The 24,782-nt window shown below is 57.5% G+C and carries 27 protein-coding genes; 14 read left to right on the top strand and 13 right to left on the bottom strand.

Features of this window, described 5'->3' with window-relative positions; genetic code table 11:
- Positions 1 to 5: 5 nt before the first annotated feature.
- The 4 genes from ACR0DG_RS02235 to ACR0DG_RS02220 form a co-directional block, all read right to left on the bottom strand.
- On the bottom strand, positions 6 to 977 hold the full coding sequence (locus ACR0DG_RS02235; protein WP_480693892.1) for a beta-ketoacyl-ACP synthase III: 972 nt from the start codon (positions 975 to 977) through the stop codon (positions 6 to 8).
- Between the two features lie 21 nt (positions 978 to 998).
- Positions 999 to 2,087 (bottom strand): phosphate acyltransferase PlsX, encoded by a 1,089-nt coding sequence (plsX, locus tag ACR0DG_RS02230; RefSeq protein WP_480693890.1) that lies wholly within the window; start codon positions 2,085 to 2,087, stop codon positions 999 to 1,001.
- Between the two features lie 24 nt (positions 2,088 to 2,111).
- The gene (gene rpmF, locus ACR0DG_RS02225; RefSeq protein ID WP_037316137.1) at positions 2,112 to 2,318 is read right to left on the bottom strand and encodes a 50S ribosomal protein L32; all 207 of its coding nucleotides are present in this window, start codon (positions 2,316 to 2,318) and stop codon (positions 2,112 to 2,114) included.
- Between the two features lie 206 nt (positions 2,319 to 2,524).
- The gene (locus ACR0DG_RS02220) at positions 2,525 to 3,061 is read right to left on the bottom strand and encodes a YceD family protein (protein WP_480693888.1); all 537 of its coding nucleotides are present in this window, start codon (positions 3,059 to 3,061) and stop codon (positions 2,525 to 2,527) included.
- 85 nt (positions 3,062 to 3,146) lie between these two features.
- On the opposite strand from ACR0DG_RS02220, the gene ACR0DG_RS02215 reads away from it, so the two are divergent.
- The 3 genes from ACR0DG_RS02215 to ACR0DG_RS02205 all read left to right on the top strand — a co-directional run bounded on the left by ACR0DG_RS02215 (position 3,147) and on the right by ACR0DG_RS02205 (position 6,306).
- On the top strand, positions 3,147 to 3,623 hold the full coding sequence (locus ACR0DG_RS02215) for an outer membrane protein assembly factor BamE (RefSeq protein WP_480693886.1): 477 nt from the start codon (positions 3,147 to 3,149) through the stop codon (positions 3,621 to 3,623).
- A gap of 98 nt (positions 3,624 to 3,721) precedes the next feature.
- The gene (locus ACR0DG_RS02210; RefSeq protein ID WP_480693884.1) at positions 3,722 to 4,456 is read left to right on the top strand and encodes a GNAT family N-acetyltransferase; all 735 of its coding nucleotides are present in this window, start codon (positions 3,722 to 3,724) and stop codon (positions 4,454 to 4,456) included.
- A 41-nt stretch (positions 4,457 to 4,497) separates the two neighbouring features.
- Positions 4,498 to 6,306 (top strand): ABC-F family ATP-binding cassette domain-containing protein, encoded by a 1,809-nt coding sequence (locus ACR0DG_RS02205; RefSeq protein WP_480693882.1) that lies wholly within the window; start codon positions 4,498 to 4,500, stop codon positions 6,304 to 6,306.
- Here ACR0DG_RS02205 and ACR0DG_RS02200 read toward each other — a convergent pair.
- Together ACR0DG_RS02200 and ACR0DG_RS02195 are read right to left on the bottom strand one after the other, a co-directional pair.
- Positions 6,303 to 6,854, bottom strand: coding sequence for a sugar O-acetyltransferase (locus ACR0DG_RS02200; RefSeq protein ID WP_480693880.1), 552 nt, complete (start codon positions 6,852 to 6,854; stop codon positions 6,303 to 6,305). The two genes, ACR0DG_RS02205 and ACR0DG_RS02200, sit on opposite strands and share 4 nt — an antisense overlap.
- 9 nt (positions 6,855 to 6,863) lie before the next feature.
- Entirely contained in the window at positions 6,864 to 7,619 is a 756-nt protein-coding gene (locus ACR0DG_RS02195) for a 3-hydroxyacyl-CoA dehydrogenase (protein WP_480693878.1), read from the bottom strand.
- Between the two features lie 269 nt (positions 7,620 to 7,888).
- On the opposite strand from ACR0DG_RS02195, the gene ACR0DG_RS02190 reads away from it, so the two are divergent.
- Complete coding sequence (locus ACR0DG_RS02190) at positions 7,889 to 9,103, top strand: hypothetical protein (protein WP_480707026.1); 1,215 nt, start codon at positions 7,889 to 7,891, stop codon at positions 9,101 to 9,103.
- 71 nt (positions 9,104 to 9,174) lie between these two features.
- On the opposite strand, the gene tyrS is transcribed toward ACR0DG_RS02190, so the two are convergent.
- Positions 9,175 to 10,419, bottom strand: coding sequence for a tyrosine--tRNA ligase (gene tyrS / locus ACR0DG_RS02185; RefSeq protein ID WP_480693874.1), 1,245 nt, complete (start codon positions 10,417 to 10,419; stop codon positions 9,175 to 9,177).
- Positions 10,420 to 10,602: 183 nt separating this feature from the next.
- Here tyrS and ACR0DG_RS02180 point away from each other — a divergent pair, with 183 nt between their 5' ends.
- From ACR0DG_RS02180 to ACR0DG_RS02170, 3 genes are read left to right on the top strand one after another with little or no spacing between them, the layout of a single operon-like run.
- The gene (locus ACR0DG_RS02180; RefSeq protein WP_480693872.1) at positions 10,603 to 11,715 is read left to right on the top strand and encodes an anhydro-N-acetylmuramic acid kinase; all 1,113 of its coding nucleotides are present in this window, start codon (positions 10,603 to 10,605) and stop codon (positions 11,713 to 11,715) included.
- A gap of 40 nt (positions 11,716 to 11,755) precedes the next feature.
- A complete protein-coding gene (locus ACR0DG_RS02175) occupies positions 11,756 to 12,523 on the top strand; it encodes a hypothetical protein (protein WP_480693870.1) in 768 nt (255 codons plus the stop codon).
- On the top strand, positions 12,516 to 13,151 hold the full coding sequence (locus ACR0DG_RS02170; protein ID WP_480693868.1) for a hypothetical protein: 636 nt from the start codon (positions 12,516 to 12,518) through the stop codon (positions 13,149 to 13,151). The genes ACR0DG_RS02175 and ACR0DG_RS02170 overlap by 8 nt, the downstream gene beginning before the upstream one ends.
- A 4-nt stretch (positions 13,152 to 13,155) precedes the next feature.
- Here the strand turns inward: ACR0DG_RS02170 and ACR0DG_RS02165 are convergent, their stop codons facing one another.
- A complete protein-coding gene (locus tag ACR0DG_RS02165; protein WP_480693866.1) occupies positions 13,156 to 14,049 on the bottom strand; it encodes a fatty acid desaturase in 894 nt (297 codons plus the stop codon).
- On the bottom strand, positions 14,050 to 14,469 hold the full coding sequence (locus ACR0DG_RS02160) for a cupin domain-containing protein (protein ID WP_480693864.1): 420 nt from the start codon (positions 14,467 to 14,469) through the stop codon (positions 14,050 to 14,052).
- Positions 14,470 to 14,555: 86 nt separating this feature from the next.
- Here ACR0DG_RS02160 and ACR0DG_RS02155 point away from each other — a divergent pair, with 86 nt between their 5' ends.
- Complete coding sequence (locus ACR0DG_RS02155; RefSeq protein ID WP_480693862.1) at positions 14,556 to 15,974, top strand: protein adenylyltransferase SelO; 1,419 nt, start codon at positions 14,556 to 14,558, stop codon at positions 15,972 to 15,974.
- Positions 15,975 to 15,986: 12 nt separating this feature from the next.
- Here the strand turns inward: ACR0DG_RS02155 and ACR0DG_RS02150 are convergent, their stop codons facing one another.
- On the bottom strand, positions 15,987 to 16,874 hold the full coding sequence (locus ACR0DG_RS02150; RefSeq protein ID WP_480693860.1) for a DMT family transporter: 888 nt from the start codon (positions 16,872 to 16,874) through the stop codon (positions 15,987 to 15,989).
- A 215-nt stretch (positions 16,875 to 17,089) separates the two neighbouring features.
- Between ACR0DG_RS02150 and ACR0DG_RS02145 the strand changes: the two genes are divergently transcribed.
- The 5 genes from ACR0DG_RS02145 to ACR0DG_RS02125 all read left to right on the top strand — a co-directional run bounded on the left by ACR0DG_RS02145 (position 17,090) and on the right by ACR0DG_RS02125 (position 21,198).
- Positions 17,090 to 17,788: an endonuclease/exonuclease/phosphatase family protein gene (locus ACR0DG_RS02145; RefSeq protein ID WP_480693858.1), complete on the top strand. Its 699-nt coding sequence runs from the start codon at positions 17,090 to 17,092 to the stop codon at positions 17,786 to 17,788.
- Positions 17,789 to 17,861: 73 nt separating this feature from the next.
- Positions 17,862 to 18,275, top strand: a complete 414-nt coding sequence (locus tag ACR0DG_RS02140; protein WP_475161288.1) for a Fur family transcriptional regulator — start codon at positions 17,862 to 17,864, stop codon at positions 18,273 to 18,275.
- A 142-nt stretch (positions 18,276 to 18,417) separates the two neighbouring features.
- Positions 18,418 to 19,299, top strand: coding sequence for a DMT family transporter (locus tag ACR0DG_RS02135; RefSeq protein ID WP_480693856.1), 882 nt, complete (start codon positions 18,418 to 18,420; stop codon positions 19,297 to 19,299).
- 124 nt (positions 19,300 to 19,423) lie between these two features.
- Positions 19,424 to 20,701 carry a phosphopyruvate hydratase gene (eno, locus tag ACR0DG_RS02130; protein ID WP_480693854.1) on the top strand — a complete coding sequence of 426 codons (1,278 nt, stop codon included), beginning with the start codon at positions 19,424 to 19,426 and terminating at the stop codon, positions 20,699 to 20,701.
- A gap of 329 nt (positions 20,702 to 21,030) precedes the next feature.
- A complete protein-coding gene (locus tag ACR0DG_RS02125) occupies positions 21,031 to 21,198 on the top strand; it encodes a hypothetical protein (protein WP_480693852.1) in 168 nt (55 codons plus the stop codon).
- A 36-nt stretch (positions 21,199 to 21,234) separates the two neighbouring features.
- Here ACR0DG_RS02125 and ACR0DG_RS02120 read toward each other — a convergent pair whose 3' ends face one another.
- The 3 genes from ACR0DG_RS02120 to mazG all read right to left on the bottom strand — a co-directional run bounded on the left by ACR0DG_RS02120 (position 21,235) and on the right by mazG (position 23,543).
- Positions 21,235 to 21,684: a GNAT family N-acetyltransferase gene (locus ACR0DG_RS02120; RefSeq protein WP_480693851.1), complete on the bottom strand. Its 450-nt coding sequence runs from the start codon at positions 21,682 to 21,684 to the stop codon at positions 21,235 to 21,237.
- Positions 21,681 to 22,622, bottom strand: a complete 942-nt coding sequence (locus tag ACR0DG_RS02115; RefSeq protein WP_480693849.1) for a nucleoside hydrolase — start codon at positions 22,620 to 22,622, stop codon at positions 21,681 to 21,683. The genes ACR0DG_RS02120 and ACR0DG_RS02115 overlap by 4 nt, the downstream gene beginning before the upstream one ends.
- Positions 22,623 to 22,685: 63 nt before the next feature.
- Positions 22,686 to 23,543, bottom strand: a complete 858-nt coding sequence (gene mazG / locus ACR0DG_RS02110; RefSeq protein ID WP_480693847.1) for a nucleoside triphosphate pyrophosphohydrolase — start codon at positions 23,541 to 23,543, stop codon at positions 22,686 to 22,688.
- A 66-nt stretch (positions 23,544 to 23,609) separates the two neighbouring features.
- On the opposite strand from mazG, the gene ACR0DG_RS02105 reads away from it, so the two are divergent.
- A complete protein-coding gene (locus ACR0DG_RS02105; protein ID WP_480693845.1) occupies positions 23,610 to 24,773 on the top strand; it encodes a M20 aminoacylase family protein in 1,164 nt (387 codons plus the stop codon).
- The last annotated feature ends 9 nt before the right edge of the window (positions 24,774 to 24,782 follow it).

Genomic DNA, 24,782 nt, shown 5'->3' with positions numbered 1-24,782 from the left:
GCCTGTTACCACCGTAAGAGGACAGAGCCCCAAGCCAATCCACCCCCGATTGCCTCGGTTACCAGCAAATCGCCCTCTTTGAATTGACCGCGCTGTTTAGCGACAGACATGGCAAGGGGGATAGAAGCAGCGGACGTGTTGCCGTGGTCTTGCAGCGTCACAACCACGTGGTCCATCGGTACGCCCAGTTTCTTGGCTGTGCCTTGAATGATGCGGATATTGGCCTGATGCGGCACAATCCAGTCCACATCTTCGTGGTCCAAACCGACTTTTCCTAAGCAAGTTTCGGCAGTTGACGTCAAACGTTCAACCGCTTGGCGGAATAGCTGGTTGCCTTTCATCCGCAGATAACCGGTTGTCTGCGTGGACACCCCGCCATCAACATAGAGTAGGTCTTTGTAGCGCCCGTCCGAGTTCAGATCGGTTGCAAGAATCCCGCGGTCGTCCGAAGTTCCTTCGCCTTCTTGCCGTTCGAGGATCAGCGCGCCTGCGCCGTCGCCGAACAACACGCAGGTCGAGCGGTCCGTCCAGTCCATGATTCGCGAAAATGTCTCGGCACCGATGACCATCACGCGTTTGGCCTGATCGGACAGGATCAATGCGTTGGCATTTGTCAGGGCATATACGAATCCCGCACACACGGCCTGCACGTCGAATGCAAAACCCTTGGTCATTCCCAAGCGCGATTGCACCATCGTCGCTGCAGACGGAAATGTCAGATCGGCGGTCGATGTTGCCAGAACAATCGCGTCAATATCGTCGGCTGTTAGCCCCGCATCAGCCAAAGCGGCCTCGGCAGCCTTGGTGGCCATGTCTGATGTTGTCTCGTCATCCGCTGCAAAGTGGCGGCGTTCGATGCCGGATCGGGTTCTGATCCACTCGTCTGACGTATCGAGCGTTTTTTCAAACTCGGAATTCGGAACGATGCGCTCTGGCAAATAGTGTCCGACACCTACAACAACTGAACGGCCTGCCATTCTGGGGTACTGCCTTTTTTGTTATTCACCCGCCTTGGGCGGTGCGTGTGCGGCATCTTGTGCAAGCTCGACCGTCGATGCAACCCGTGCCGCCAATTTTTCAGAGAACCCCGACTGTGCCAGAGTAAAGGCCAACTTCACAGCGGCCGAAACACCGGTCGCATCCGCGCCACCATGTGATTTGATCACTGTGCCATTTAGGCCCAGAAAAACCCCTCCATTGACACGGCGCGGGTCGATACGCTTCTTCAAACGCTGCAGCGATGTGATCGCAAGAACAGAGGCCAACCGCGACAGCGGAGAGTACTTGAAGGCTTGGCGCAAAAGGTCACCGATCAGGCTGGCCGTGCCCTCACCGGTTTTGATGGCCACGTTGCCTGTAAACCCATCGGTTACAATGACATCTGCCTTGTCGCCAGGGATATCGCTGCCTTCAACAAAGCCCACAAAGTCAAAGCTCGCCTGATCTGCAAAATCGGCAATTAACGCGTGGGCTTCTTTCAGTTCGGCGCGCCCCTTATGCTCTTCTGTTCCGACGTTCAGCAGACCGATCCGAGGGCGCTCCAACAACATGCCGTTGCGCGCATACGAGGCCCCCATGAGCGCATATTGCAGCAAATCCTTAGCGTCGGCGCGGACATCTGCGCCAACGTCCAGCATGACGTTGAACCCTTGTGGGTTGCGCGAAGGCCACAGAATCGCGATCGCCGGACGGTTGACGCCCGGCAGTTTGCGCAACCGCATCATCGACAGGGCCATCAAAGCGCCTGTATTTCCGCATGACACGGCACCATGCGCTTCGCCTTGGCGGACCGACTCGAGCGTGGACCACATCGAGGTCTTTTTGCCGTGGCGTACTACTTGGCTGGGCTTATCTTCCATCGTGACCACATCGGTGCAATCACGAAAAACGACGCGCCCATTCAGGACACGTCGTTTGGCAACAAGTTTGCGCAGTGCTTCTTCAGGCCCATGCAGGATGAATGCGATATCGGGGTTCTTGTCCGCCGATTTGGCGATGCCCGCCACAACAACGGCGGGCCCCGAATCTCCGCCCATTGCGTCGACCGAAATGGTAATCCGTCCGGCGTGCGTGGGCTGTTCTGTCATGCCAGGGCCTGCGCTTGAAAAGGCTTAGGCCGCGTCTTCGTCCAGGTCGATTTCGTCGGCCTGAGCGACGACTTCACGGTCATCATAGTGGCCGCAGGAGGCACAGACGTGGTGCGGGCGCTTCAGCTCACCGCAGTTTGCGCATTCGTTCGGGTTTGCAGCAACCAGAGCGTCATGTGCGCGGCGGTTGTTGCGGCGCGACTTGGAAACTTTGTTCTGTTGGACAGCCATGGTCTCAACCTTTGTCTACTGAGGGTCTGCAGATTCGCTGCCGACCGGGTTTCATTCTTCGTTTTTTGCGTGGTTTGACGCGCGTTTAGGGGACGAGCCCCGCAATGTCCAACCCAAATTCCGATGAGCGCGCGAAAATACTGCGATTCTCGACATGTTCAAGCGATTTTTCTGAGCGCCTGCTATGACAGGAAAACAAACCCGTGTCACTCGTCTTTTTTCATCGCATCCCGCAAGCTGGCGAGGCCTGCAAAGGGCTTGACGTCGTCATCCGTCATGGCCTGTTTGCCCGGCTCAGTATAGTCGGCTTGTTCCAGTTTCGCGCCGTCTTTTCGCGGATATTGAGGTAGGGCAAGCGACAAAGCTTCGATCATGACAGTAACGGGGTCGATCTCGGCCCCAAGAGGTTCCGACTCGTCGCCTTCGGGGATTTCGAATTCCTCTTCGTCCGGGTCAGACCAGTCCGCCAGGTAAACACGCGTAACGGGCACGTCGATACGAGAGGTTACCGGTTCCAGAGTCACGACGCAGGGCTGAATCACCGTGGCGCCCAGTTTGCCGTTCAAAACCCAATCGCGTTTACCTTGTGCCCGCACGTCGCCGGCAAAGCTGACCTTACGTAGACCCAGCAGGCCAAGTTCATCTTTGATGGCGTCCAGCGCTTTGGCATCGGGGCGTAATTCAAAAGGGGTCGGTGCGTTTTGGGGCAGATCGGCTACCCGCAGAGATAAATGGTTGCTCATTCGTGACCCTTTCCTGTGTTGAACCGGGGCTGCGGTTTGATGTAAGCGGATAGGGTCCACAAGGGACCAGCGCAAGAGGGTGTGAATGTTAAAGGTTGTGAACAGGTTGATACCAGCGTCCAGAACGTTTGCTTTTGCGGCCTGTTTGGCAATGGCCGCGGCGTGCACACCTATTTTCGAGAATCATGGATACGTTCCACCGCCTGAACAGCTGGCCGAGATCCAAGTCGGCGTGGATACCCGCGAAACTGTGGTTGAAGCCGTCGGTGCGCCGTCATCCTCAGGGGTGGTTCGGGACTCGGGCTTTTACTACGTGCGTTCGACAGTGCGTCACTATGGACCCAAACGACCGGAGGTGGTCGAGAGACAGTTGGTCGCAATCAGCTTTGATCAGGGCGGCGTTGTTCGCAACATCGAACGGTTTGGCCTCGAAGATGGCATCGTCGTTACACTCGACCGCCGCGTGACTGACTCCGGCATCCAAGGCACAGGTTTCCTGCGTCAGCTTCTGGGCAATATCGGCAACTTTAACCCTGCAAACATTCCGGGCGCGACGAACTAATTGTCGGGTGACGCTTGTGGTCGTCACATAGGGGTCATAGTTACTATGCTACCCGCGTGGCAACACGAAACGGTTCAACAACCGTAGAGGATGCGACCATGGCAATATTGCTTGGTAAGGGCAGGTATCGCGCTCGTTTGGCAGAGACGCCACAGGACATAGTCGCCGCGCAAAACTTGCGCAGTCTGGCCTTCGCCACCGATCAAACGGACAAGGATGATTTTGATCCAGTGTGTTCACATGTTCTGGTCGAAGACACGCGATCAGAAGGACAGTTAGTCTGTTGTTTCCGGATGTTGACCATGGCGCATGGTGCTGAGATCAACCGCAGCTATTCCGCACAATTCTACGATCTATCCGCTTTGGAAGGGTTCCAGGGCAAGATGGTCGAGATGGGGCGCTTTTGCGTTCATCCCGACTGGACCGACCCGGATATCCTGCGTGTCGCCTGGGGTGCCATGACGGATTACGTTGATCGTAACAAGATCGAAATGCTTTTCGGATGCTCGTCTTTTGCAGGAACCGAGACTGCAGAATATCTGGATGCCTTTGCCATGCTAAAACACCGTCATCTGGCGCCCAAACGCTGGTTGCCACGGGTCAAGGCACCGGATGTTTTTCGATTTGCCGCCCGCCTTCGGCGGCGACCGGATGTGAAAAAGGCGATGCTGCGGATGCCGCCTTTGTTGCGCACATACCTGATGATGGGCGGATGGGTCAGCGATCATGCTGTGGTCGATCGAAACATGAACACCCTGCACGTGTTCACAGGGCTTGAGATCCAGGCGATTCCGCCGGCGCGTAAGCGATTGCTGAGGTCGGTTGCAGGGTAATCGGCGTTGACGCTTAGGTCCTACCGGTTTAGCTGGCGGGCATGGCGAGAATTCCTTTGTTGCAGATGTCCGGCATTTCTCTGACTTTCGGAGGTGAACCGGTGTTTTCCGAGTTGGACCTGGTTGTTCAGCCGGGCGATCGCGTGGCTCTGGTCGGGCGAAACGGGTCGGGTAAATCCACGTTGATGAAAGTGATGGCCGGATTGGTTGAAGCAGATCGCGGCGATATCGTCGTGCCGCCTGGCAAATCCGTCGGCTATATGGAACAGGACCCCGGAATGCAGGGGTTTGCCACGCTTGGCGACTATGCCTCAAGCGGTCTGGAGCCGGGAGAGCTGTACAAGGTCGAACGCGCGGGCGAAGGCCTCAAGTTCGATCCCGCGCGCCCAGTCGAGACGGCCTCGGGGGGGGAGCGTCGGCGGGCAGCATTGGCTAAGTTGATGGCCGAAGCGCCCGACCTGATGTTGTTAGACGAGCCGACCAACCATCTGGATATCGAAGCCATCGCTTGGCTTGAACGCGAACTGGGGTCGACCCGTGCGGCATTTGTTTTGATTTCTCACGACCGTGCCTTTCTGCGGGCCCTGACGCGTGCAACCCTGTGGATTGACCGAGGCGCTGTTCGGCGTCAGGAAAAAGGGTTCGAGGCCTTCGAAGCATGGCGCGACAAGGTGTGGGAAGAAGAAGACCAACAGCGCCACAAACTGAACCGTCTGATAAAATCCGAAGCCAAATGGGCTGTTGAGGGTATCAGCGCCCGCCGCAAACGCAATCAGGGCCGGGTGCGTGCGTTGCAAGCGCTGCGGGCTGAGAAAGCGGCGCAGATCAAACGTCAGGGCTCGGCGGCCATGACGTTGGAGGCCGGGCCAAAATCCGGGCGAAAGGTTATTGAGGCCAAGGCTTTATCAAAGTCTTTTGATGAAAAACAGATTGTCCGAAACTTTGACCTTTTGGCGCAACGCGGCGATCGGGTCGCATTTGTCGGGCCCAATGGCGTGGGTAAAACAACGCTTTTGAAGATGCTTTTGGGGCAGGAAACCCCTGACGAAGGGTCTGTCACCTTGGGCACCAATCTTGAGATCGCGGTTTTCGACCAGACACGCGCTCAACTCGATCCCGAGATGACCTTGTGGGACAGCCTGACCGGTGATCCCGAAATGCGGGTTTCGGGCAAGGCCGATCAGGTCATGGTCGGTGGTCAGCCCAAGCACGTCGTGGGGTACCTAAAGGAATTTCTGTTCGACGAGCGGCAGGCAAGAGCGGCTGTTAAGTCTTTGTCCGGAGGAGAGAAAGCTCGCTTGCTGCTGGCCAAGTTGATGGCCAAATCGTCCAATCTGCTGGTGTTGGACGAACCTACGAACGACCTTGATGTGGAAACGTTAGATCTGCTGCAAGAATTGTTGGACGACTATGACGGCACGGTTCTTTTGGTCAGCCACGATCGGGATTTTCTGGATCGTGTTGCTACCACAACCATCGCTATGGAAGGGAACGGGCGGGCAACGGTCTATGCAGGTGGATGGTCCGACTATGTCGCGCAGCGGGGCGATTTGGTTCCAAACAAAGAAGAGAAAACAAAGACTTCGAAGCCGAAGGTCAAGAAAGACAGCCAGCCGAAATCAGGTCTGTCTTTCTCAGAAAAACATAGGCTCGAAAAATTGCCTGCCGAGATCGAACGCCTCGAAGCCGAGATTGGTAAATTAGAAGAGCTTATGTCCGACCCCGAGCTTTTCACCCGCGAGCCGGTGAAATTCCAAAAAGCGACCGATGCATTGGTCGAGCGGCAGGAAAAACTGGCAGCGGCCGAAGAAGAATGGCTGATGCTTGAGGAAAAGGCCGAAAGCGCTTAGGAACCGGCGATTAAACGGGCAGGGTTACCCACCACGGTTTTTCCGGGTGCTACGTCTTTGGTCACGACACTGCCCGCGCCGATGATTACGTCGTCTCCAATCGTGATCCCGGGCATCAGGATCGCACCGCCACCGACCCAGACGTTCTGTCCTATGGTAACGGGTAAGCCGATTTCCAGACCTTTTGCGCGCTCGGCCGGGTCTTTGGCATGCTGTGCGCAATAGATTTGAACCTGCGGGCCAAACATCGTGCCATCACCCACCGTGATCATCGCGGTGTCCAGAACAACGCAGCCAGCGTTGAAATAAACCCGGTCGCCAAGGTGAATGTTTAACCCGTAGGCGCAATGGAACGGGGCTTCGAGAAAGCAGTTTTCTCCGACCTGTGCAAAGAGGGTGCGCAGTTCTTCAGCCATTGCACCGCGCGCATCCGGAGGGCAAGTGTTATGCGCATGAACGGCTTGCCGGGCCCGTGCGCGCAATGCGTTCAGTTCGGGCGCAAGGCAGCAATACCATTGCCCGGCCTGCATTTTCTCCCACTCAGTCATGGGAAAGACCTATCGCATCCGTAAGGCTCCGTCGATGCGAATGATCTCTCCGTTCAGATACCCCATCTCGACGATGAAACCGGCCAGTCGTCCGTATTCCAGCGGGTCGCCAAGGCGGGCAGGGTTGGGGACGTCCGCGGCCAGTTGTTGTTGCACCTCTTCGGGAAGACCTGCCAGCATCGGCGTCATGAAAATACCCGGCGCGATGGCCATAACCCGAATGCCGGTCGAGGCCAGATCCCGAGCCATGGGCAGCGTCATTCCCACTACCCCACCTTTTGATGCGGCATAAGCTGCCTGACCTTTTTGACCGTCAAACGCAGCAATCGACGCTGTGTTGATGATCACCCCACGCGCGCCATCTGGTTCCGGATCATTCTTCGCCATCTCCGCTGCCGCAAGGCGCGATACGTTGAATGTGCCGACAAGGTTAATGTCAATCGTGCGTTGAAATGCGTCGAGCGGATGGGCACCGTCGCGTCCTACTGTTTTGATTCCCAAGGCTATCCCAGCGCAGTTTACCGCAGCCGTGATACGCCCCATTTTCTGTTTGGCGAAAGCGACAGCATCGGCAACCGAACCTTCATCAGTGACGTCCGTTTGGATAAACTGCCCTCCGATCTGGTTGGTGACTTGTGTGCCACGTTCTGCATCGCGGTCCAGTATCGTGACCTGCGCGCCCTGATCGGCAAAGTGGCGGGCGGTGGCCTCACCCAGCCCCGAAGCACCGCCGGTAATGATTGCAGATGTATTGGACAGGTGCATTGCGGGCTCCTTCGAATGATATGAACACTTGTTCATTAACGTGAGCGTGCCCTCAGTGTCCAGTGATCGGTAAAATGGCCGGTCGTGGATCATTTTGGCCGTCTTAAGCTTTCCTCATTTTTGGTTCATGTAGCGTTCACGCTCACTCGCCACTTCGTGACTGAAGAAAATCCGCATTTCGGGTGTTTTTTGCGAATGGAGGTGCTGTGATGCGAAAAATTTTAAAAGGTACTGCTAGCGGACTATTTGTCGTCCCATTGGCAGGAGTAATGTTTGTAGGTGAGGCCTCTGCCGCGCCTGAAGTTTGTAACTGGAAAACGGCGCGGGATGCGACCAGGGCGGGGGACTACGCGTCGCTTTGCGACTGTGCGCAGGTTACGCCGAGTTTCCTGGAGCGTTTGCAGGGTCAGGCGGATTTCGCGACCACGCTGCAAGTCACCGGAGACCAGTGTCCCGGGCTTGCCGCACTGCTGACGGATCTGCCGACTGCTTCGATCGGATCTACGACTGCCCGAGGAGAGGACCGCAACAGCGACCCTAACCAGGGCGGTGGAGCTGGTGCTCCCGGTGACGGCGGTGGCGCAGGCCCCGGCGATGGCGGCGCAGGCCCCGGTGATGGTGGTGGTGGCCCCGGTGACGGTGGCGGCGGTCCCGGTGACGGTGGTGGTGGCCCCGGTGATGGCGGCGGCGGCCCCGGTGATGGTGGCGGCGGCCCCGGTGACGGTGGCGGTGGCCCCGGTGACGGTGGTGGTGGCCCCGGTGATGGTGGCGGTGGCCCCGGTGACGGTGGTGGCAACGGCGGTAACAACGGTGGCGGCAACGGCGGAAACAACGGTGGCGGCAACGGTGGTAACAACGGCGGCGGCAACGGTGGTAACAACGGCGGCGGCAACGGTGGAAACAACGGTGGCGGCAACGGCGGAAACAACGGTGGCGGCAACGGCGGGAACAACGGTGGCGGCAACGGTGGGAACAACGGTGGCGGCAACGGCGGAAACAACGGTGGCGGCAACGGCGGGAACAACGGTGGCGGCAACGGTGGGAACAACGGTGGCGGCAACGGTGGGAACAACGGCGGCGGCAACGGTGGAAACAACGGTGGCCCCGGAAACGGCAACGGGAACAATGGCAACCCCGGAAATGGCGGTGGCAACACTGGTGGTTCGGGTCCCGGAACCGGTAACGGTGGCGGAAACAACGGCCAAGGCGGCGGCGCTGGCAATGGCGGTGGCGGTTCCGGCAATGGTGGGAACAACGGCGGCGGCAACGGTGGAAACAACGGTGGCGGCAATGGCGGAAACAACGGTGGCCCCGGAAACGGCAACGGGAACAATGGCAACCCCGGAAATGGCGGTGGCAACACCGGTGGATCGGGTCCTGGAACCGGCAACGGCGGCGGCAACAACGGCCAAGGCGGCGGTGCCGGCAATGGCGGTGGCGGAGCTGGCAATGGTGGCAGCAACGGCAACGGTCGCAGAGGCTAAGTTGTCTCACCCCTGAAACGACAGCGGCCACCCATTTGGGTGGCCGTTTTTTTGTTTGCGAAAGACTGGGGTTAACCCAGCTGCACCAGCGCGTGGCGCTTCTTCCCAGCACTTAGTTTTATTGGAGAAGACAGCGCTCCGGCGTCAATCATCATCCCTGCATCTGTCAAAGGGGCGTCGTCCAGTTTGGCCCCATTCTCGGCGATCAGGCGCTTGGCCTCTTTGCCTGACTTGGCCAGCCCGGATTTGACGATCAACTGAACGATCGAGGTAGGCAGATCATCCGCACCCAAAGTCAGCGTTGGAAGATCATCGCCAACACCGCCTTTTTCGAACACTTCGCGTGCCGTTGCTTCGGCGGTCGCTGCGGCCTCGGCACCATGCAAAAGGGTAGTGACCTCATTTGCAAGGCGGATTTTGGCCTCGTTGATCTCGGAACCCTCCAAAGCGGCCAGACGGTGGCATTCATCAACCGGTAGCTCGGTAAAGATTTTCAGGAACCGACCCACATCGGCGTCAGTGGTGTTGCGCCAGAACTGCCAGAATTCATAAGAGCTCAGCATATCGCCATTCAGCCAGACGGCCCCGCCTTGCGACTTACCCATCTTGCGGCCATCGCTGGTGGTCAGCAACGGAGTGGTCAGGCCATAGATTTCCTGATCCAGCACCCGGCGGGTCAGGTCAATCCCGTTGACGATATTGCCCCACTGATCGCTGCCGCCCATTTGCAGAACACAGCCATAGCGGCGGTTCAGCTCAAGGAAGTCATAGGCTTGCAGGATCATGTAGTTGAATTCGAGAAAGCTCAGCGATTGTTCGCGGTCCAGCCGCGATTTAACGGACTCGAAAGACAGCATCCGGTTAACCGAAAAATGGCGCCCGATATCGCGCAGGAAATCGAGGTAGTTCAGACTGTCCAGCCATTCCGCATTGTTGAGCATCAACGCGCCGGTGTCGCTGTCATCATACGACAGGTACTTGGCGAACACCTTCTGCATCCCTGCGATATTGGCGTCGATCTGTTCTGGGCCGAGCAGGGGGCGTTCATCTGACCGGAACGAGGGGTCACCCACCTTGGTGGTGCCACCGCCCATCAGGGTGATCGGCTTGTGGCCGGTCTTTTGCAGCCAGCGCAACACCATGATGTTCATCAGGTGACCTACATGCAGCGACTGCGCAGTAGCGTCATAGCCGATATAAGCCGTTTGCACCCCGCTGATCAGCGCCTCGTCAAGGCCCTGATAATCGGTGCAGTCGGCGAGAAAGCCGCGCTCGATCATCGTGGCGATGAAATCCGATTTGGGGTGGTAGGTCATATCCGTGCCCTTTGGGTTTATGTTGCGGGGCAGTGTATAGGCGGTGGGGGTGGCAAGGAAAAGGCACCTTTTGCACGAAATGCATGGGATGCGGTCGATGTGGCTTGCCTTGGGTTCGCGTTACCGTGCAGGTTGTGGCCAACACGCCAACGGAACGAGCGTGACGCATACACGAGGATAAGCATGGGCCGGGCGATCAGTAAAACAGGTACCGTCAGGGCATTGGGCGCAATGTCGGGAACGTCTCTGGATGGCGTGGACACTGCGGTAATCGAAACGGACGGGCTGCGCATTCATGAGTTTGGCCCCAGTGGGTATCGCGCGTATTCCGAGGATGAACGCTCTGTTCTAAGGGCCGCTTTGGGCCAGTGGCACGGGCCCGATGTGGATGCTGCTGCGGAACTGGTGACAATTGCGCATGCCGAGGCACTGTCTGAATTTGACGAGATTGATCTGATCGGCTTCCACGGTCAAACGCTGGCGCATGAGCCACGGGGACGAGGGACGCTGCAGGTCGGCGACGGCGACGGTTTGACCCAAGCTTTGGGTGTGCCGGTCGTGTGGGATTTTCGCAGCGATGACGTGGCTATGGGGGGCGAGGGTGCGCCGCTTGCGCCGTTTTTTCACTTTGCCTGCGCGAAATGGATTGGGGCTAGAGAGCCGCTTTGTTTTCTGAATCTGGGCGGGGTTGGAAACCTAACCTACGTGGACCCCGGTTTCGACACGCCCGAAGCGCCCGGTGCTTTGCTGGCCTTTGACACAGGTCCCGCGAATGCCCCTGTAGACGATCTGATGCAAACCCGCCTTGGCATTCCGATGGATAAAGACGGTGCGCTTGCCCGTGAAGGAACGGTTGAGATGGGCGCGCTTGAGCTGTTCCTGTCTGAACCGTTCTTTAGCAAGATGCCGCCGAAATCCTTGGACCGGAACGACTTTGCCGAGATGATCAGGCTGGTACAGGAACTGTCCGACGCCGACGCCGTGGCGACCCTGACCGGCATGTGCGCGGCAGGCGTCATGCAAGGGATGGAGCATTGCCCCAAACCCCCCGCGCGCGTGTTGGTTACAGGTGGCGGCCGTCGCAATCCGGTGTTGATGGAGATGCTGCGCGCAGGGCTGGACTGCCCGGTCGACCCGGTCGAGGCCGTGGGGCTGGACGGTGACATGCTCGAGGCTCAGGCCTTTGCCTATCTCGCCGTCCGTGTGGCCCGAGGGTTACCGACTTCGTGCCCGGGGACAACCGGGGTCAAAGCACTTGTCGGTGGCGGCGTGGTGAGTAGTGTCGCCGCAGGCTGAGCTGGTTGTATTTTGAAGTACAACCTATAAGTTAGTTTATATGTTTTCGTTTTTGAGTTTTCGGTTTTTGAATGTGCCTGCATTGGCGTGTCTGTTTGTTTTGGCGAATGCGAACTTGGCCGAAAGCGCGGATTTAGAGATCAGTCTAGGAAGCCCTTGGAGTGAGGCTGAGGCTACCCCGTTGCAGTACGAGACGGATTCCCAATGCGAGCAGCCCGAAGCCCTTGTTTCGATGCACTTTGAAAAGTGGCTAAGGGCAACCGGCTCCAACTTCTATCCATTTTTTCTGGAAAATAGCCTGCCCCAGAACTCGATTACCATAAGGAGATCGGGTGAAGTTGTTGAAGACGATGCTGGTCCAAGGCCGCGAAAAAGTGTGTCGAGTGCACGGTTTGCTGTCGCGGGTAACGCTAAACGTGGGTTTGGGAAAGCTAACGACCTGACCCTGAGCGGGAAACTCTATTTTTGTGAATACAGCGGTTCTCTCACTTTTGCGAACGCCGAATTTGACATGACGGGGGAAATTGGGAACTTCGTGGTTCAATCGCAATGGTCACTGGCTCCGACGACCGATCAGCTAAGAATTTTATACACGCATTCAAGGCTCTTATCCGAAGAAGGTGAAATCAAAGCTCCAGGTGCGCGTAGTTTCGGAGCACCCAGAAACCCTTATCTCGGACGCGCACAAGTGGAGTTTTTTGCAACGGATGTCGATTTCGACCAAAAGGATGGTGAAGGCACGATGCCTGTTGATGTTCGAGCGTCTTTCTACGTCGGTATAGAATACGCGAGAGAAATAAATGAATAGGTTTTGGGGCCTACTATACGGCGCGGTATTCTTGGTTGTTAGTCAAGGTGCCCATGCGCGCGAGTGGGAAGTTGTCTCTCCAAAAACACCTGACACCAACGTGTCCATGCAGGTGGCAGAGCATTCTTGCCCTGAACATTTTGCCCCGGTTTCCTTGTCTGCGGAACTGAGTGGTTTTCAAAAAAAACCGATTGAGAATAAGAGGCCGGGCAACTTTTTCCCCGCAGAGTCTAGTCGGGCAAGGTCGGCAGGTGCACCAAATCTAGATACACGTGCACAGGTGACGGCCTGTATGTATCGGTCATATTTTCTTCCAATCCAGGCAAGTGTCACTTTCCTTGGTGACTGGGGAGAAGGACACACCGAGGCTCTTCAAGTAGAGTTTAGCTTTGAAGATCGAGATGACGAATTTTGGGTGGAGTATAGTAATTTTTTGCTGAACGGGCAGGACGCGTTGGACGGCCTGACTAGGACGGAAAAAGAGGCGCTAGAAACCAATCTGGTAGGCTATCTTAGTTTCCGCTTCTGGTTCAGCACTGTGCGCTTGGCCGGTAAAAATCACGACGGCGATTTGGTTCATCTGAAATCCGCAAATTTCAGCTTCTTCGTACCCAACTTCACTGAATAGTCTGTTAATGCCCAACCGACCGCCCATACTCCACCGCAAACGCGGCATACCCGTCTGACGTCGTTCTCAAATGCGCCTGTGTCCACCTGTGCAACGCGGGTAGCTGGTGAAAAGGGACATTCGGAAATGCATGGTGTTCCGCATGATAGGGCATGTTCCAGGCGATAAAGCGGATCAGGCGGTTGGTGAAAGTGGTCCTTGAATTCTCAAGCATATTGGCGACCGGGGGGCACAGCCCGTGTTCAGCCAACAGGTAGAGCCGAAGGAACGGCTGACCGATTAGAACCGGCAGCAGCCAGAGCCAGAACACCAAAGGCGACACCAGTAGACTAACGGCCGCTATCGCATAGACGCCCAAGAGCACCCGAGCCTCAACCCTCATAACCTTGTGTTGGCGCAGCGGCAGGTAGGGCGCGTCGATTCGGCCAAAGGCGTTTTGCACAAGGACACGCGCCATCCCGTGCCAATAAGGCCAACCACTGAGATAGATCATAAGACTGGGCCAACTATCCGGGCGGGGTTTGCCGCCCAACTCGGGATCATTTTCCGGGTGATTGGTCCATTTGTGATGGGCCAAGTGGAAATAGCGGAACCAAGTAAAGGGCAGGGCAATGGGAATTGAGACAAGATGCCCGACGACCTCGTTCAGCCAACCAGAGCGAAATGGTGTCTTGTGCGTGCATTCGTGGCTAAGGGTAAACAGGAACACCAGCAGCACGCCTTGCGGTAACACAAGAACCGGCCAAAAGGGGGCTTGGTAAACGATACCGGCGCTGGTTGCGGTCAAAGCCAGCAGATAAACGCCCAGATGTTTCAGCCCAGCTATGTTGGACCGGCTTTGCAGGCGGTCTTTTTCCTCTGGGGTCAGAGAAGCGATGAGGGCCCGGTGATCCATCATTCACCCGCGCGGGATGTCAAACCCGGCGGGGGCCAGTTCGAACCCATCGAACTCGAACCCCGGTGAAACCGTGCAACTGACCAATGTGAATGCTCCGGTCGTGCGCGCGGCCTGCCAGTGACCCTTGGGAACAATGATTTGCGGCGCGCCGTGCGCAAGGTCGGGTGTCAGCAAATGATCGACCGCTGGCCCCTGTTCGGTGGCGCTGAGGGATAAGGTCAGCGGTGCGCCCGCGTGGTAGAGCCAGATTTCCGCCGCATCGACGCGGTGCCAGTGGCTGCTTTCCCCTTCGGCCAACAAGAAATAGATGCATGTTCCCGTGGCCCGTCCCGGGTTGTCGGCGCGCCATGTCTCGCGGAACCAGCCACCCTCGGGGTGACGCTGCAGGTTAAGGTGGTCGATAATCTCTTGCGCGGTCATCGGGGCCTCATACGATTTGCGCCGATTATGCACGAGAGCACGCGATCCGCTATGGTATTCGCGCGGATCAGGAATATGTTTGCGCCATGACCCTAACGATCCCTTTTGACAACAGCTATGCGCGGCTTGCCAACAACTTTTACGCACGTCAAGCTCCGGTGCCTGTACGCGCACCGCACCTGATCGCATTTAACGAGGCGTTAGCGCAAGTTCTCGGCATCACACCAGGTGATGCACAGGAAATGGCGCAGGCTTTTGCTGGCAACACTTTGCCCGAAGGGGCCGAGCCGATAGCGCAATTGTATTCCGGTCATCAGTTTGGCAGCTACAACCCCCAGCTTGGCGATGGACGTGCTGTGTTGTTGGGGGAAACCGTCGGTCAGGACGGGATCCGCCGGGATATCCAACTCAAGGGGTCGGGCCCGACGCCGTTTAGCCGCCAAGGCGATGGTCGTGCTTGGCTGGGCCCGGTATTGCGCGAATACGTGGTGTCCGAGGCCATGCATGCGCTGGGCGTCCCTACGACGAGAGCGCTGGCCGCGGTTGAAACCGGCGAAATCGTTCTGCGCGAAGGACCGATGCCCGGCGCGGTACTTACCCGTGTTGCGCGCAGCCACCTTAGGGTGGGCACATTTCAGGTCTTTGCGGCACGTGGCCAACTGGACAGTCTGCGCAGCCTGACGGAATACGCGATCCAGCGACACTATCCTCAGGCCCAAGGCCCCATGGGACTGTTGCGTGCAGTGGTTGAGGCCCAATCACAGTTGATTGCCGCGTGGATGAGCGTCGGGTTCATTCACGGTGTCATGAACACCGACAATTGCTCGATCGCAGGAGAGACCATCGACTACGGTCCCTGCGCCTTTATGGACAGCTATCACCCGAACACTGTCTACAGCTCGATCGACCGTATGGGGCGCTATGCGTATTCCAACCAGCCCGATATTGCCGTTTGGAATGCAGCTCAACTGGCGACATCTTTGATCCAGCAGATGGATGACAAAGATGCGGCCGTAGAGGAAGCGACCGAGATTGTGCATGCCATGCCGGACATGCTTCAGGAACACTGGCTGACACGGTTCCGGGCCAAGTTGGGGCTATTGAGCACAGACGCAGGTGACCAGCAGATGATATCGGATTTGTTGGCCCGTATGGCGCAAAATCAGGCCGATTTCACCAATACGTTCCGCGCCTTGAGCGACGGCAAAGCGCGGGATCAGTTCACCGACCCGCAAGCATTTGATCAGTGGTCGGAAGGTTGGCAACAGCGAATACAACGTGAAGCGTTGCCAACAGATACAATGCGCGCGGCCAATCCGGCGTATATCCCGCGCAACCACCGGGTCGAGCAGATGATCACGGCCGCAGTAAATGGGGACTATGAGCCGTTCCACCGGTTTAATACCGTGTTGTCGAACCCGTATTCAGACCAACCCGATGCAGCGGACCTTAAGAACCCGCCAACAGAACAAGAGGTCGTTCACGCGACATTTTGCGGAACGTAGCGACGTCCCATATTACTTTCGTAGAATTTCTAACACGGCCGCGCTGACGATCAAAATGGCCCCCAAAAGTTCACGAAGTCCAAAGGGCTCTCCGGCGAATGCGGCGGCTGAAGCAAGGCCAACGACGACCTCGCTCATCAGCAGCAAACCCACACGCCCGGGTGACAGCTTGGTGGCGGGCCAGATGGTCATGAAAACCATTGGTAAGGTGTAGAATGAGGACAGCAGCACAAGCTGCAGAACCCAGAGATAGTCGCCTTTTTCAACGGACGGTAAGACCGGCCCATCCAGAAACAACAGGCTGATCAGCGACAGGATTAACGCGCCGAGTACAAAAGCAAAGATTTGCCCCGAGACCGACACGCTGGCAGTTCGGTATAAACCCAGCGTTCCCAAAGCCCAGCAAAAGCCCGACGCAAGCGCCATCCAATCGCCCAAGTTGCTTGGCCAGGGAATAAAACCTGAATCCCCCAGAACGACCAGTAAGCCGCCAACGCCGCAAACCAACCCAGCGAAACGTTGCCAGCTCAGGCGCTCGCCCAGAAAGAACAGACCCAGCAATGTTCCCCAGATTGGTGTCAGGTAGAACAACAGGATCGAACGGACGACCTCGGTATAAACTAGGCTGATGGAATACAGACTGAACGCGGCTCCGGTGAACATGCCGCTTAACACGAGGTCTCGCCATTGAAGCGCCAGTTGGCGACGCTCGGACCAAACAAGCGGGACCAGAACCAAAAGCGCGGCGCTGTACATTGCGAGACCCGGCCATGGTCCGGTTAACCCAAGATCATAGAAAAACCGCACCGGTATCCAGTAAAGACCCCACAGCATACCGCCCATGACAAGGACGATGCTGGCCTTGGTCGAGTTGTTTGCTTGGGCCTCGTTTGAAACCATGTTGGCGCTCGTCTTTTCGAAAGATAGGGCCTTGGGTAACGCTTGTGTGATACCGGGCTTCTGCTGAAATCGCACAAAAAGCGGCAAGCGTCCATCGGTCGGGTTTTGCACAAAGACCGTTCAAATAAAGAGTACGGCACAGAAACAAGAGTTACAGGGTCTTGCGTCCGAAGATCTACGTGGCACTTTGAGGGCAGCCACATGATAGGACCCATATGCCGCCAACACTGCGTATTGCCAGTTACAACATTCAGAAATGCGTTGGTTTGGATTTTCGCCGTCAACCGCAGCGGACGATGCAGGTTATCGACAGTATGAAAGCGGACATTGTCGTCTTGCAGGAGGCGGACAAACGCCTGCCTCCACGCCCTGCGGCGCTTCCGCATTTCATGCTGGACGAGGCCGGATGGCAGATCGTCGATCTTGGGGGGGCGGGCAGCCTAGGGTGGCACGGAAATGCAGTGATATGGCGCGGCGACAAAATCTCGGTTCGGCAAACCGGTCATCACGATCTGCCGGGGCTTGAACCGCGGGGCGCTGTGCGCGTGGAATTCGACACCCCGATTGGCCCTCTGCGTGTCATGGGAATGCACTTGGGGTTGTTACCTGCGTCGCGACGGCAGCAGATAACGCATATCAGGCGCTTTGACGAGGATCTGGACAAGATGCCCACCGTTTGGGCCGGGGATTTCAACGAATGGTCACGTCAACCGGTTCTGGATCATCTTGCGCCAGCCATGCGGTTTCTGCCACCAGTACCCAGTTTTCCCGCACCGCAGCCCCTTGGCGCATTGGACCGGATAGCGCTGGGCGCAGGTCTTGAGGCTGTGTTGCACGGGGTTCATGACGCGCGTCCTGCGCATATCGCATCGGACCATTTGCCGGTTTGGGCTGATCTGCGACGGGCTGCGTGAAAGGTAAATCTGCTGTGGCGCCGACCGCGCAGACGTACTAAGACAGAGAACCGAAGAAACCCCGAGGGTCACTATGTCCGATACGATCATCGCCCGCTGCGAAGCCAAGGGCCTGCGCATGACAGGCCAGCGCCGTACTATTGCGCAAGTGCTGCAGCAAAGCGAGGATCATCCGGATGTCGAGGAGCTGTACGCGCGTGCTTCCGAAGTCGATTCTGGGATTTCCATTGCAACTGTCTATCGAACGGTAAAGCTGTTCGAAGAGGCCGGTATTCTAGAGCGGTTGGAATTCGGCGACGGGCGGGCACGCTACGAAGATGCCGAACGGGACCATCACGACCATCTGATCGACATGCAATCGGGTGAGGTCATCGAATTCGTCGACCCCGAGATCGAAGCATTGCAGGAAAAAATCGCGGCCAAGCTTGGGTACAAGCTAAAAGGGCACCGCTTGGAATTGTACGGCGTTCCGCTGGAACAGGACTGATCCATCACAAAACCGAAACAGTCATCGCACGGGAATTCATAATTGCCCAAGCGGATAGTGCTTGCTTGGGTCCCCGGCTTGAGCTTTCAGTGACATAGCGCGCCTCTTAGCCTGGCCTGCGCCTTGTTTGACGGAAAAGATCATGAACAACGTGAACGGCATATTGCTGGTTGTCGGCGCGATGGCAGCCTTTGCGCTTGAGGACATGTTTATCAAAATCCTGTCGGTATCCGTGCCGACTGGTCAGATCATGATTATTCTGGGCTTGATCTGTGGTCTGATCTTTGCCGGGATGGCGATCGTCACCCGCAGGCGCATTTTCGACGCCGCTGCGTGGCAACCTTTACCGGTCATGCGTGCCGTTAGTGAGGGGATTGGCGCCATCGCGTTCATAACCGCTCTGGCGTTGGTTGATCTGTCCACGGTTGCGGCGGTGTTTCAGGCCTTGCCATTGGCGGTGACGATGGGGGCCGCGCTTTTTCTGGGTGAGCAAGTCGGTTGGCGGCGGTGGAGCGCGGTTTTCGTTGGCTTTATTGGCGTTCTGCTGATCATCCGACCGGGCCTATCCGGTTTCCAGCCTGAGACGCTGCTGGTTGTCATCAGTGTGGTTGCGATCGCCGCGCGGGATCTGATCACTCGGAAGCTGCACGCAGACATCGCATCAGCCGTGGTGGCGATGCAGGCCTACCTTGCCGCTATCCTCGGAGGGGCGGTTCTGATGATCGCGCAGGGGCAGCCTTTGGTTCAGCTCGGGTCAGAGCAATACTGGCCCCTCATCGGTGCCGTCACGGTCAGCGTGCTGGGATACTATGGCATCGTGACGGCTATGCGGGTCGGCGATGCCTCGGCCCTGACCCCATTTCGATACACACGGCTGGTGTTTTCAATCGCGGCAGGAATGATAATGTTTGGCGAACGCCCGGATACCCTGACCATTGCCGGAGCATTGCTGATCTTATCTTCTGGCCTTTATACATTCCTGCGCGAACGCCGTCTGGCACGCGACATTTCGGCGATGGCCTGACGCATCGACGCAGGTTTGCGCAAACAGGCCCTTTACACGTCATTCTCCGCGGGACAGTTGGTTTACTTTTGGCCGCTTGCTGGTATGAGGCTTGCAACCAGAGACAGCCATAGGAACGGGCCTCATGAGCACGATCATCGACATACACGCACGGGAGATACTTGATAGTCGGGGCAATCCGACGGTTGAGGTTGACGTAGTACTGGAGGACGGCACGATGGGCCGTGCTGCGGTGCCTTCAGGTGCGTCAACGGGCGCGTATGAGGCGGTTGAAAAGCGCGACGGTGACACCGCGCGCTACATGGGTAAAGGCGTGCTCGAGGCCGTTGCCGCCGTGAACGGTGAGATCGCCGAGGAGCTGGTGGGTTTCGACGCGACCGAACAGGTGGCCATCGACCAGGCGATGATCGAACTGGACGGGACCGAGAACAAGGGCCGTCTGGGCGCAAACGCGATTCTGGGCGTCTCGCTGGCCACCGCCAAGGCGGCGGCGGATTTCACCACGCAGCCCTTGTACCGTTATGTGGGCGGAACTTCGGCCCGCGTTCTGCCGGTGCCGATGATGAACATCATCAATGGCGGCGAACACGCCGACAACCCGATCGACATTCAGGAATTCATGATCATGCCGGTCTCGGCCAGCAACATCCGCGAGGCGGTGCGCATGGGGTCCGAGGTGTTCCACACCCTGAAGAAAGAGCTGTCGGCCGCCGGTCTGGCCACCGGTGTCGGTGACGAGGGCGGCTTTGCGCCCAACATCGCCAGCACCCGTGAGGCGCTGGATTTCATCCTCAAGTCCATCGAAAAGGCGGGCTACAAACCGGGCGAGGAAATCCACCTCGCGCTGGATTGCGCCGCAACCGAATATTACAAGGACGGAAAATACGTTCTGGCGGGCGAGGGCACGACGCTCACCTCTGAGGAAAACGCCGACTATCTGGCGGCGCTGGTGAACGACTATCCGATCATTTCCATCGAAGACGGCATGTCCGAAGACGACTGGGACGGCTGGAAAGCCCTGACCGACGCCATCGGCGACAAGGTACAGTTGGTCGGCGACGACCTGTTCGTGACCAACCCCGCGCGTCTGGCCGAAGGGATCGAGCGTGGCTGCGCGAACTCAATGCTGGTCAAGGTGAACCAGATCGGCTCGCTGACTGAAACGCTGCGCGCCGTCGATATGGCCCACCGTGCGCGGTACACCAACGTGATGTCGCACCGCTCGGGCGAGACCGAGGACGCAACCATTGCCGATCTGGCGGTGGCGACCAATTGCGGTCAGATCAAAACCGGCTCATTGGCGCGTTCGGACCGGTTGGCCAAGTACAACCAACTGATCCGCATCGAAGAGACCCTGGGCGAAGTCGCCGAATACGCAGGCGCGTCGATCCTAAAGCGATAACAGCGCCAGCAGATCTAGCCAAAGCCCGGCTTTCTCAAAGAAAGCCGGGTCTTTTTTCGTACTTAGGTTCGATTCCGAAGGGAATCAGCTATGCACGTGATTGGATGTGTACCCCTTTGTGGGGTTTAAAAATTTCTTAAACTCACCTTAAAATTGTGAAAAGGTGACGTTAGGTAAAGATTACTCAATTAATTTAAATTATTTTTTGCTGCGATTGCAAACAGTTGACAGGATTGTGGCAACATAATGGCAATTTTGTGTGAACTTTTCCCTATTTGAGCGCGTGCCAACGCTCGTAGCATGATCACATTATTGACAAGGAGAACGCCATGACTGGTTCGAAATTCCTTATCGTTGCTTCTGTGATCAGCACCGTTTTTCTGGGAGCCTGCTCGGCACCTGGTTTTTATCCGGTAAGTGGTCAGTCGGTTTCAGCGTCGGACCCAGTAAAACACATGGATTCGCCCACCTACATGTACAGCGGCGAGATGCGCTAACGCGTATTCGCTGGGGGGCTGAATACCAGACTGCTATCAGAGCTTTTTGCTCATCAACATATACCGATCGCGCGGCTTGAAGCCGGTGCGCAGATACAGTTTCTGCGCGGTTTCATTGGTTCGGTCGACCTCAAGGTGCAGGGCGGTTAGCCCGGCACCAGCGAGGGCTTTTGGCAACGCCAACATGACTTCGGAGGCGATCCCACGACCTCGGACGGCTGGACGAATGTAAATTTCGTCCACAAAACCGTCCATGCCGCCGAACTCGACAGACCAGCCGAAGGTCATAATGATGTATCCAAGCGGCGCACGACCGGGACCGATCAGGTAGATGCATCCGTGCGGGATGCCTTCAAGCAGAGGCATTAGCGTGTTTCGGGTTTGATCCGTGTCCTGAGCGATGCCTGCCTCGGTGTGGAATGCGGTGACAAGGGTCATCAAGCGCTCCAGATCTTCTGGGCGTGCCAATCGGAGTGCGGCGCTCATAGTCGGGCCAGCCTTTCCGTAAGAAGGGCAAAAAAACCATCGGCATCAAGGTCACCCACGAACAGCGCATTAGGCTTGCGGTCTGTGACACCCCACCAGTCGGCCACCGTCATACCCATCGTCAGTTCGGATTGTGTTTCGATCTCGACATTCACATGCCGGCCGGAAAACAACTCAGGCTGGATGAGGTAAGCGGTCACACAAGGATCGTGCAGGGGGGCGCCTTCGCTGCCGTATTTCGCTTTGTCGAATCGTTCAAAGAAATCGGTCATCTCAGCGACGGCTATTCCGGCTTTGTTACCGATCGCACGGAACGCGTCATTCCGGGGCTTGGTAACCAACGCCTTGTGTGTCACGTCCAATGACATCACAACGATTGGGCGTCCGGATTTAAAAATGATATCAGCGGCTTCTGGGTCGACGTGAATGTTGAACTCTGCCGTCGGAGTAATGTTGCCGACCTCGAAATACGCACCGCCCATCAGAACGATTTCCTGCACGCGTTCAACGATGTCCGGTGCTTTTTCAAACGCGGTCGCGATGTTGGTCAAAGGCCCCAAAGGACAGAGCGTTACGGTGCCCGGTTCATGGGCGCGCAGAGTCTCAATGATAAAATCCACCGCGTGGCCGTCCGACAGTTCCATCTTCGGATCGGGCAGGTTCGGTCCATCCAGACCTGTTTTTCCATGTACGTGTTCCGCGGTCACCAATTGCCTTTTCAGCGGGCGGTCACACCCGGCATAGACAGGTACTTCTGTATGACCCGCCAGCTCGCACACAATCCGGGCGTTCTTGGACGTTAGTGCCAGAGGGACGTTTCCGGCGACAGTGGTTATGCCTAAAACCTCAATCTCTTGCGGGCTGGCGAGGGCCAACAGAATGGCGACGGCATCATCCTGTCCGGGATCGGTGTCGATGATGATCTTGCGAGGGGGCATGGCTGTCTCCGGGCATCGTGAAGGTCGGACACTCGCAAGTGCGCGCGGAGTTGTCTACCCGTATTACGAGTCGCTCACCGCTTTCACCGGCGGGAGTTTGCCATTGGCGCGGTGTTCCTCGGTTTTCACCTCATTCCAAAGGGCGTCCATTTCAGCCAGATCGCTTTGAACGGGCGTTTTGCCCCGGGCGGCAAGGCGCGCCTCGACCTGCTCAAAGCGTCGGGTGAACTTGGCGTTTGTACGACGCAGAGCGGCCTCGGGTTCTATGCCAAGGTGGCGACCCAAGTTGACCATTACGAACAGCAAATCTCCGAATTCATCCTCAAGCGCATCGGGGTCCATGCTGTCGCGGGCTTCCTCCAATTCGGCGGCTTCTTCGGTGATCTTGGCCAGCACATGGCTTGCGTCGGGCCAGTCGAAGCCGACACGGGCGGCTCGTTTTTGCAATTTGTGGGCGCGTAGAAGGGCAGGCAAGTTGGCTGCTACGCCATCCAGAGCCCCTTTTTGTTCCTTACCTGCGCGTTCTGCTGCTTTGATGGTTTCCCAGTCCTGCGTTTGTTGCGCGGCGGATTTATCGCGGGATTCGTCACCGAATACGTGGGGATGGCGAGTAACCATTTTGTCCGACATGGTACGCACCACGTCCTGAAAGGTGAAATGACCCGCTTCTTCAGCCATTTGCGCGTGGAAGACGGATTGAAACAGCAGGTCGCCCAACTCGCCCTTTAATTCGTCAAAGGCTTCACGCTCAATGGCGTCGGCGACCTCATAAGCCTCTTCGATTGTGTAGGGGGCGATAGTGGCGAAATCCTGTTCGATATCCCACGGACAACCGGACTCGGGGTCACGCAAACGACGCATGATTTCCAAAAGACGTTCTATACCCGCGTCACTGTCGTGGATCAGGGGATTTTCAGCCATTGCGAACCCTTTCGTTCCCGTGTCAGATGCATCCATTCCGCAGTCAGGATCAGGAGTCCACCCCAGATGCCCGTCGTCAACCGAATTGCCGATTTCGCCGCCGATATGACCGCATGGCGTCAGCACCTGCATTCCATTCCCGAACTGGAGTTCGAATGCTTTGAGACCGCCGCCTTTGTCGCCGATCGCCTGCGTGAATTCGGGGTGGATGAACTGCATGAGGGGATCGCCAAAACCGGCATCGTTGCGATCATCAACGGGCGGGCGGATGGGCCCACGATTGGCCTGCGCGCCGATATGGACGCGCTGCCGATCCCCGAAGAGACGGGCATGGACTATGCCTCGACCAATCCGGGCAAGATGCATGCGTGTGGTCATGACGGGCATACGACCATGCTGCTGGGGGCGGCGCGCTATCTGGCCGAGACGCGAAATTTTGCTGGCCGCGTGGCGCTGATCTTTCAGCCCGCCGAGGAAGAGGGCGGCGGCGCGGGCGTGATGGTCGAAGACGGCATCATGGACCGGTTCGACATCTCGCAGGTCTATGCCCTGCACAACGCGCCTGGCATCCCCGAGGGGGCGTTTTACACCACGCCGGGCGCGATCATGGCGGCGGTGGATACGTTCCACGTCCATATTCAGGGCGTTGGCGGCCACGGGGCCATGCCGCATGAGACCCGCGATCCGGTCATGGCCGCCTGTGGCATCGCGCAGGCGCTGCAAACCATCGTCAGCCGCAATCACCATGCGCTGGACGATCTGGTGGTCTCGGTCACGCAGATCCACACCGGGACGGTCAACAACGTGATCCCCGACACCGCCTATATCAACGGCACTGTGCGCACCTTTGACCCGTCGGTCCAGAAAATGGTGATGGAGCGGATGGAACAGATCGTACAGGGGCAGGCGGCCTCTTACGGGGTTGAGGCGCGGCTGGATTATGAGGTGAATTATCCCGCCACCATCAACGATGCGGCCAAGGCCGGGTTCGCGGCGGATGTGGCCCGCGAAATCTCGGGCGAAGATAACGTGGTCGACAACATGACCCGCAACATGGGGGCCGAGGATTTCTCTTACATGCTGAACGCGCGACCGGGGGCCTATCTGAACCTTGGGCAGGGCGACAGCGCCGGGTTGCACCACCCAAAATACAACTTCAACGACGATGTTGCGCCAGTGGGGGCATCCTTTTTTGCGCGCATCGTCGAAAAGGCGCAGCCATTGGGCTGAACGGGGATA

Source organism: Ruegeria sp. BG8 (genome assembly GCF_056538325.1).
The sequence above is the reverse complement of the archived record's forward strand: the minus strand, read 5'-3'. Positions and strand labels throughout refer to the sequence as shown.

Excerpts from the sequence above, each read along its gene's own strand:
- ACR0DG_RS02235 (WP_480693892.1), bottom strand. The coding sequence starts at position 977 with ATGGCAGGCCGTTCAGTTGTTGTAGGTGTCGGACACTATTTGCCAGAG.
- plsX (WP_480693890.1), bottom strand. The coding sequence starts at position 2,087 with ATGACAGAACAGCCCACGCACGCCGGACGGATTACCATTTCGGTCGAC.
- rpmF (WP_037316137.1), bottom strand. The coding sequence starts at position 2,318 with ATGGCTGTCCAACAGAACAAAGTTTCCAAGTCGCGCCGCAACAACCGC.
- ACR0DG_RS02220 (WP_480693888.1), bottom strand. The coding sequence starts at position 3,061 with ATGAGCAACCATTTATCTCTGCGGGTAGCCGATCTGCCCCAAAACGCA.
- ACR0DG_RS02215 (WP_480693886.1), top strand. The coding sequence starts at position 3,147 with ATGTTAAAGGTTGTGAACAGGTTGATACCAGCGTCCAGAACGTTTGCT.
- ACR0DG_RS02210 (WP_480693884.1), top strand. The coding sequence starts at position 3,722 with ATGGCAATATTGCTTGGTAAGGGCAGGTATCGCGCTCGTTTGGCAGAG.
- ACR0DG_RS02205 (WP_480693882.1), top strand. The coding sequence starts at position 4,498 with ATGGCGAGAATTCCTTTGTTGCAGATGTCCGGCATTTCTCTGACTTTC.
- ACR0DG_RS02200 (WP_480693880.1), bottom strand. The coding sequence starts at position 6,854 with ATGACTGAGTGGGAGAAAATGCAGGCCGGGCAATGGTATTGCTGCCTT.
- ACR0DG_RS02195 (WP_480693878.1), bottom strand. The coding sequence starts at position 7,619 with ATGCACCTGTCCAATACATCTGCAATCATTACCGGCGGTGCTTCGGGG.
- ACR0DG_RS02190 (WP_480707026.1), top strand. The coding sequence starts at position 7,889 with ATGTTTGTAGGTGAGGCCTCTGCCGCGCCTGAAGTTTGTAACTGGAAA.
- tyrS (WP_480693874.1), bottom strand. The coding sequence starts at position 10,419 with ATGACCTACCACCCCAAATCGGATTTCATCGCCACGATGATCGAGCGC.
- ACR0DG_RS02180 (WP_480693872.1), top strand. The coding sequence starts at position 10,603 with ATGGGCCGGGCGATCAGTAAAACAGGTACCGTCAGGGCATTGGGCGCA.
- ACR0DG_RS02175 (WP_480693870.1), top strand. The coding sequence starts at position 11,756 with ATGTTTTCGTTTTTGAGTTTTCGGTTTTTGAATGTGCCTGCATTGGCG.
- ACR0DG_RS02170 (WP_480693868.1), top strand. The coding sequence starts at position 12,516 with ATGAATAGGTTTTGGGGCCTACTATACGGCGCGGTATTCTTGGTTGTT.
- ACR0DG_RS02165 (WP_480693866.1), bottom strand. The coding sequence starts at position 14,049 with ATGATGGATCACCGGGCCCTCATCGCTTCTCTGACCCCAGAGGAAAAA.
- ACR0DG_RS02160 (WP_480693864.1), bottom strand. The coding sequence starts at position 14,469 with ATGACCGCGCAAGAGATTATCGACCACCTTAACCTGCAGCGTCACCCC.
- ACR0DG_RS02155 (WP_480693862.1), top strand. The coding sequence starts at position 14,556 with ATGACCCTAACGATCCCTTTTGACAACAGCTATGCGCGGCTTGCCAAC.
- ACR0DG_RS02150 (WP_480693860.1), bottom strand. The coding sequence starts at position 16,874 with ATGGTTTCAAACGAGGCCCAAGCAAACAACTCGACCAAGGCCAGCATC.
- ACR0DG_RS02145 (WP_480693858.1), top strand. The coding sequence starts at position 17,090 with ATGCCGCCAACACTGCGTATTGCCAGTTACAACATTCAGAAATGCGTT.
- ACR0DG_RS02140 (WP_475161288.1), top strand. The coding sequence starts at position 17,862 with ATGTCCGATACGATCATCGCCCGCTGCGAAGCCAAGGGCCTGCGCATG.
- ACR0DG_RS02135 (WP_480693856.1), top strand. The coding sequence starts at position 18,418 with ATGAACAACGTGAACGGCATATTGCTGGTTGTCGGCGCGATGGCAGCC.
- eno (WP_480693854.1), top strand. The coding sequence starts at position 19,424 with ATGAGCACGATCATCGACATACACGCACGGGAGATACTTGATAGTCGG.
- ACR0DG_RS02125 (WP_480693852.1), top strand. The coding sequence starts at position 21,031 with ATGACTGGTTCGAAATTCCTTATCGTTGCTTCTGTGATCAGCACCGTT.
- ACR0DG_RS02120 (WP_480693851.1), bottom strand. The coding sequence starts at position 21,684 with ATGAGCGCCGCACTCCGATTGGCACGCCCAGAAGATCTGGAGCGCTTG.
- ACR0DG_RS02115 (WP_480693849.1), bottom strand. The coding sequence starts at position 22,622 with ATGCCCCCTCGCAAGATCATCATCGACACCGATCCCGGACAGGATGAT.
- mazG (WP_480693847.1), bottom strand. The coding sequence starts at position 23,543 with ATGGCTGAAAATCCCCTGATCCACGACAGTGACGCGGGTATAGAACGT.
- ACR0DG_RS02105 (WP_480693845.1), top strand. The coding sequence starts at position 23,610 with ATGCCCGTCGTCAACCGAATTGCCGATTTCGCCGCCGATATGACCGCA.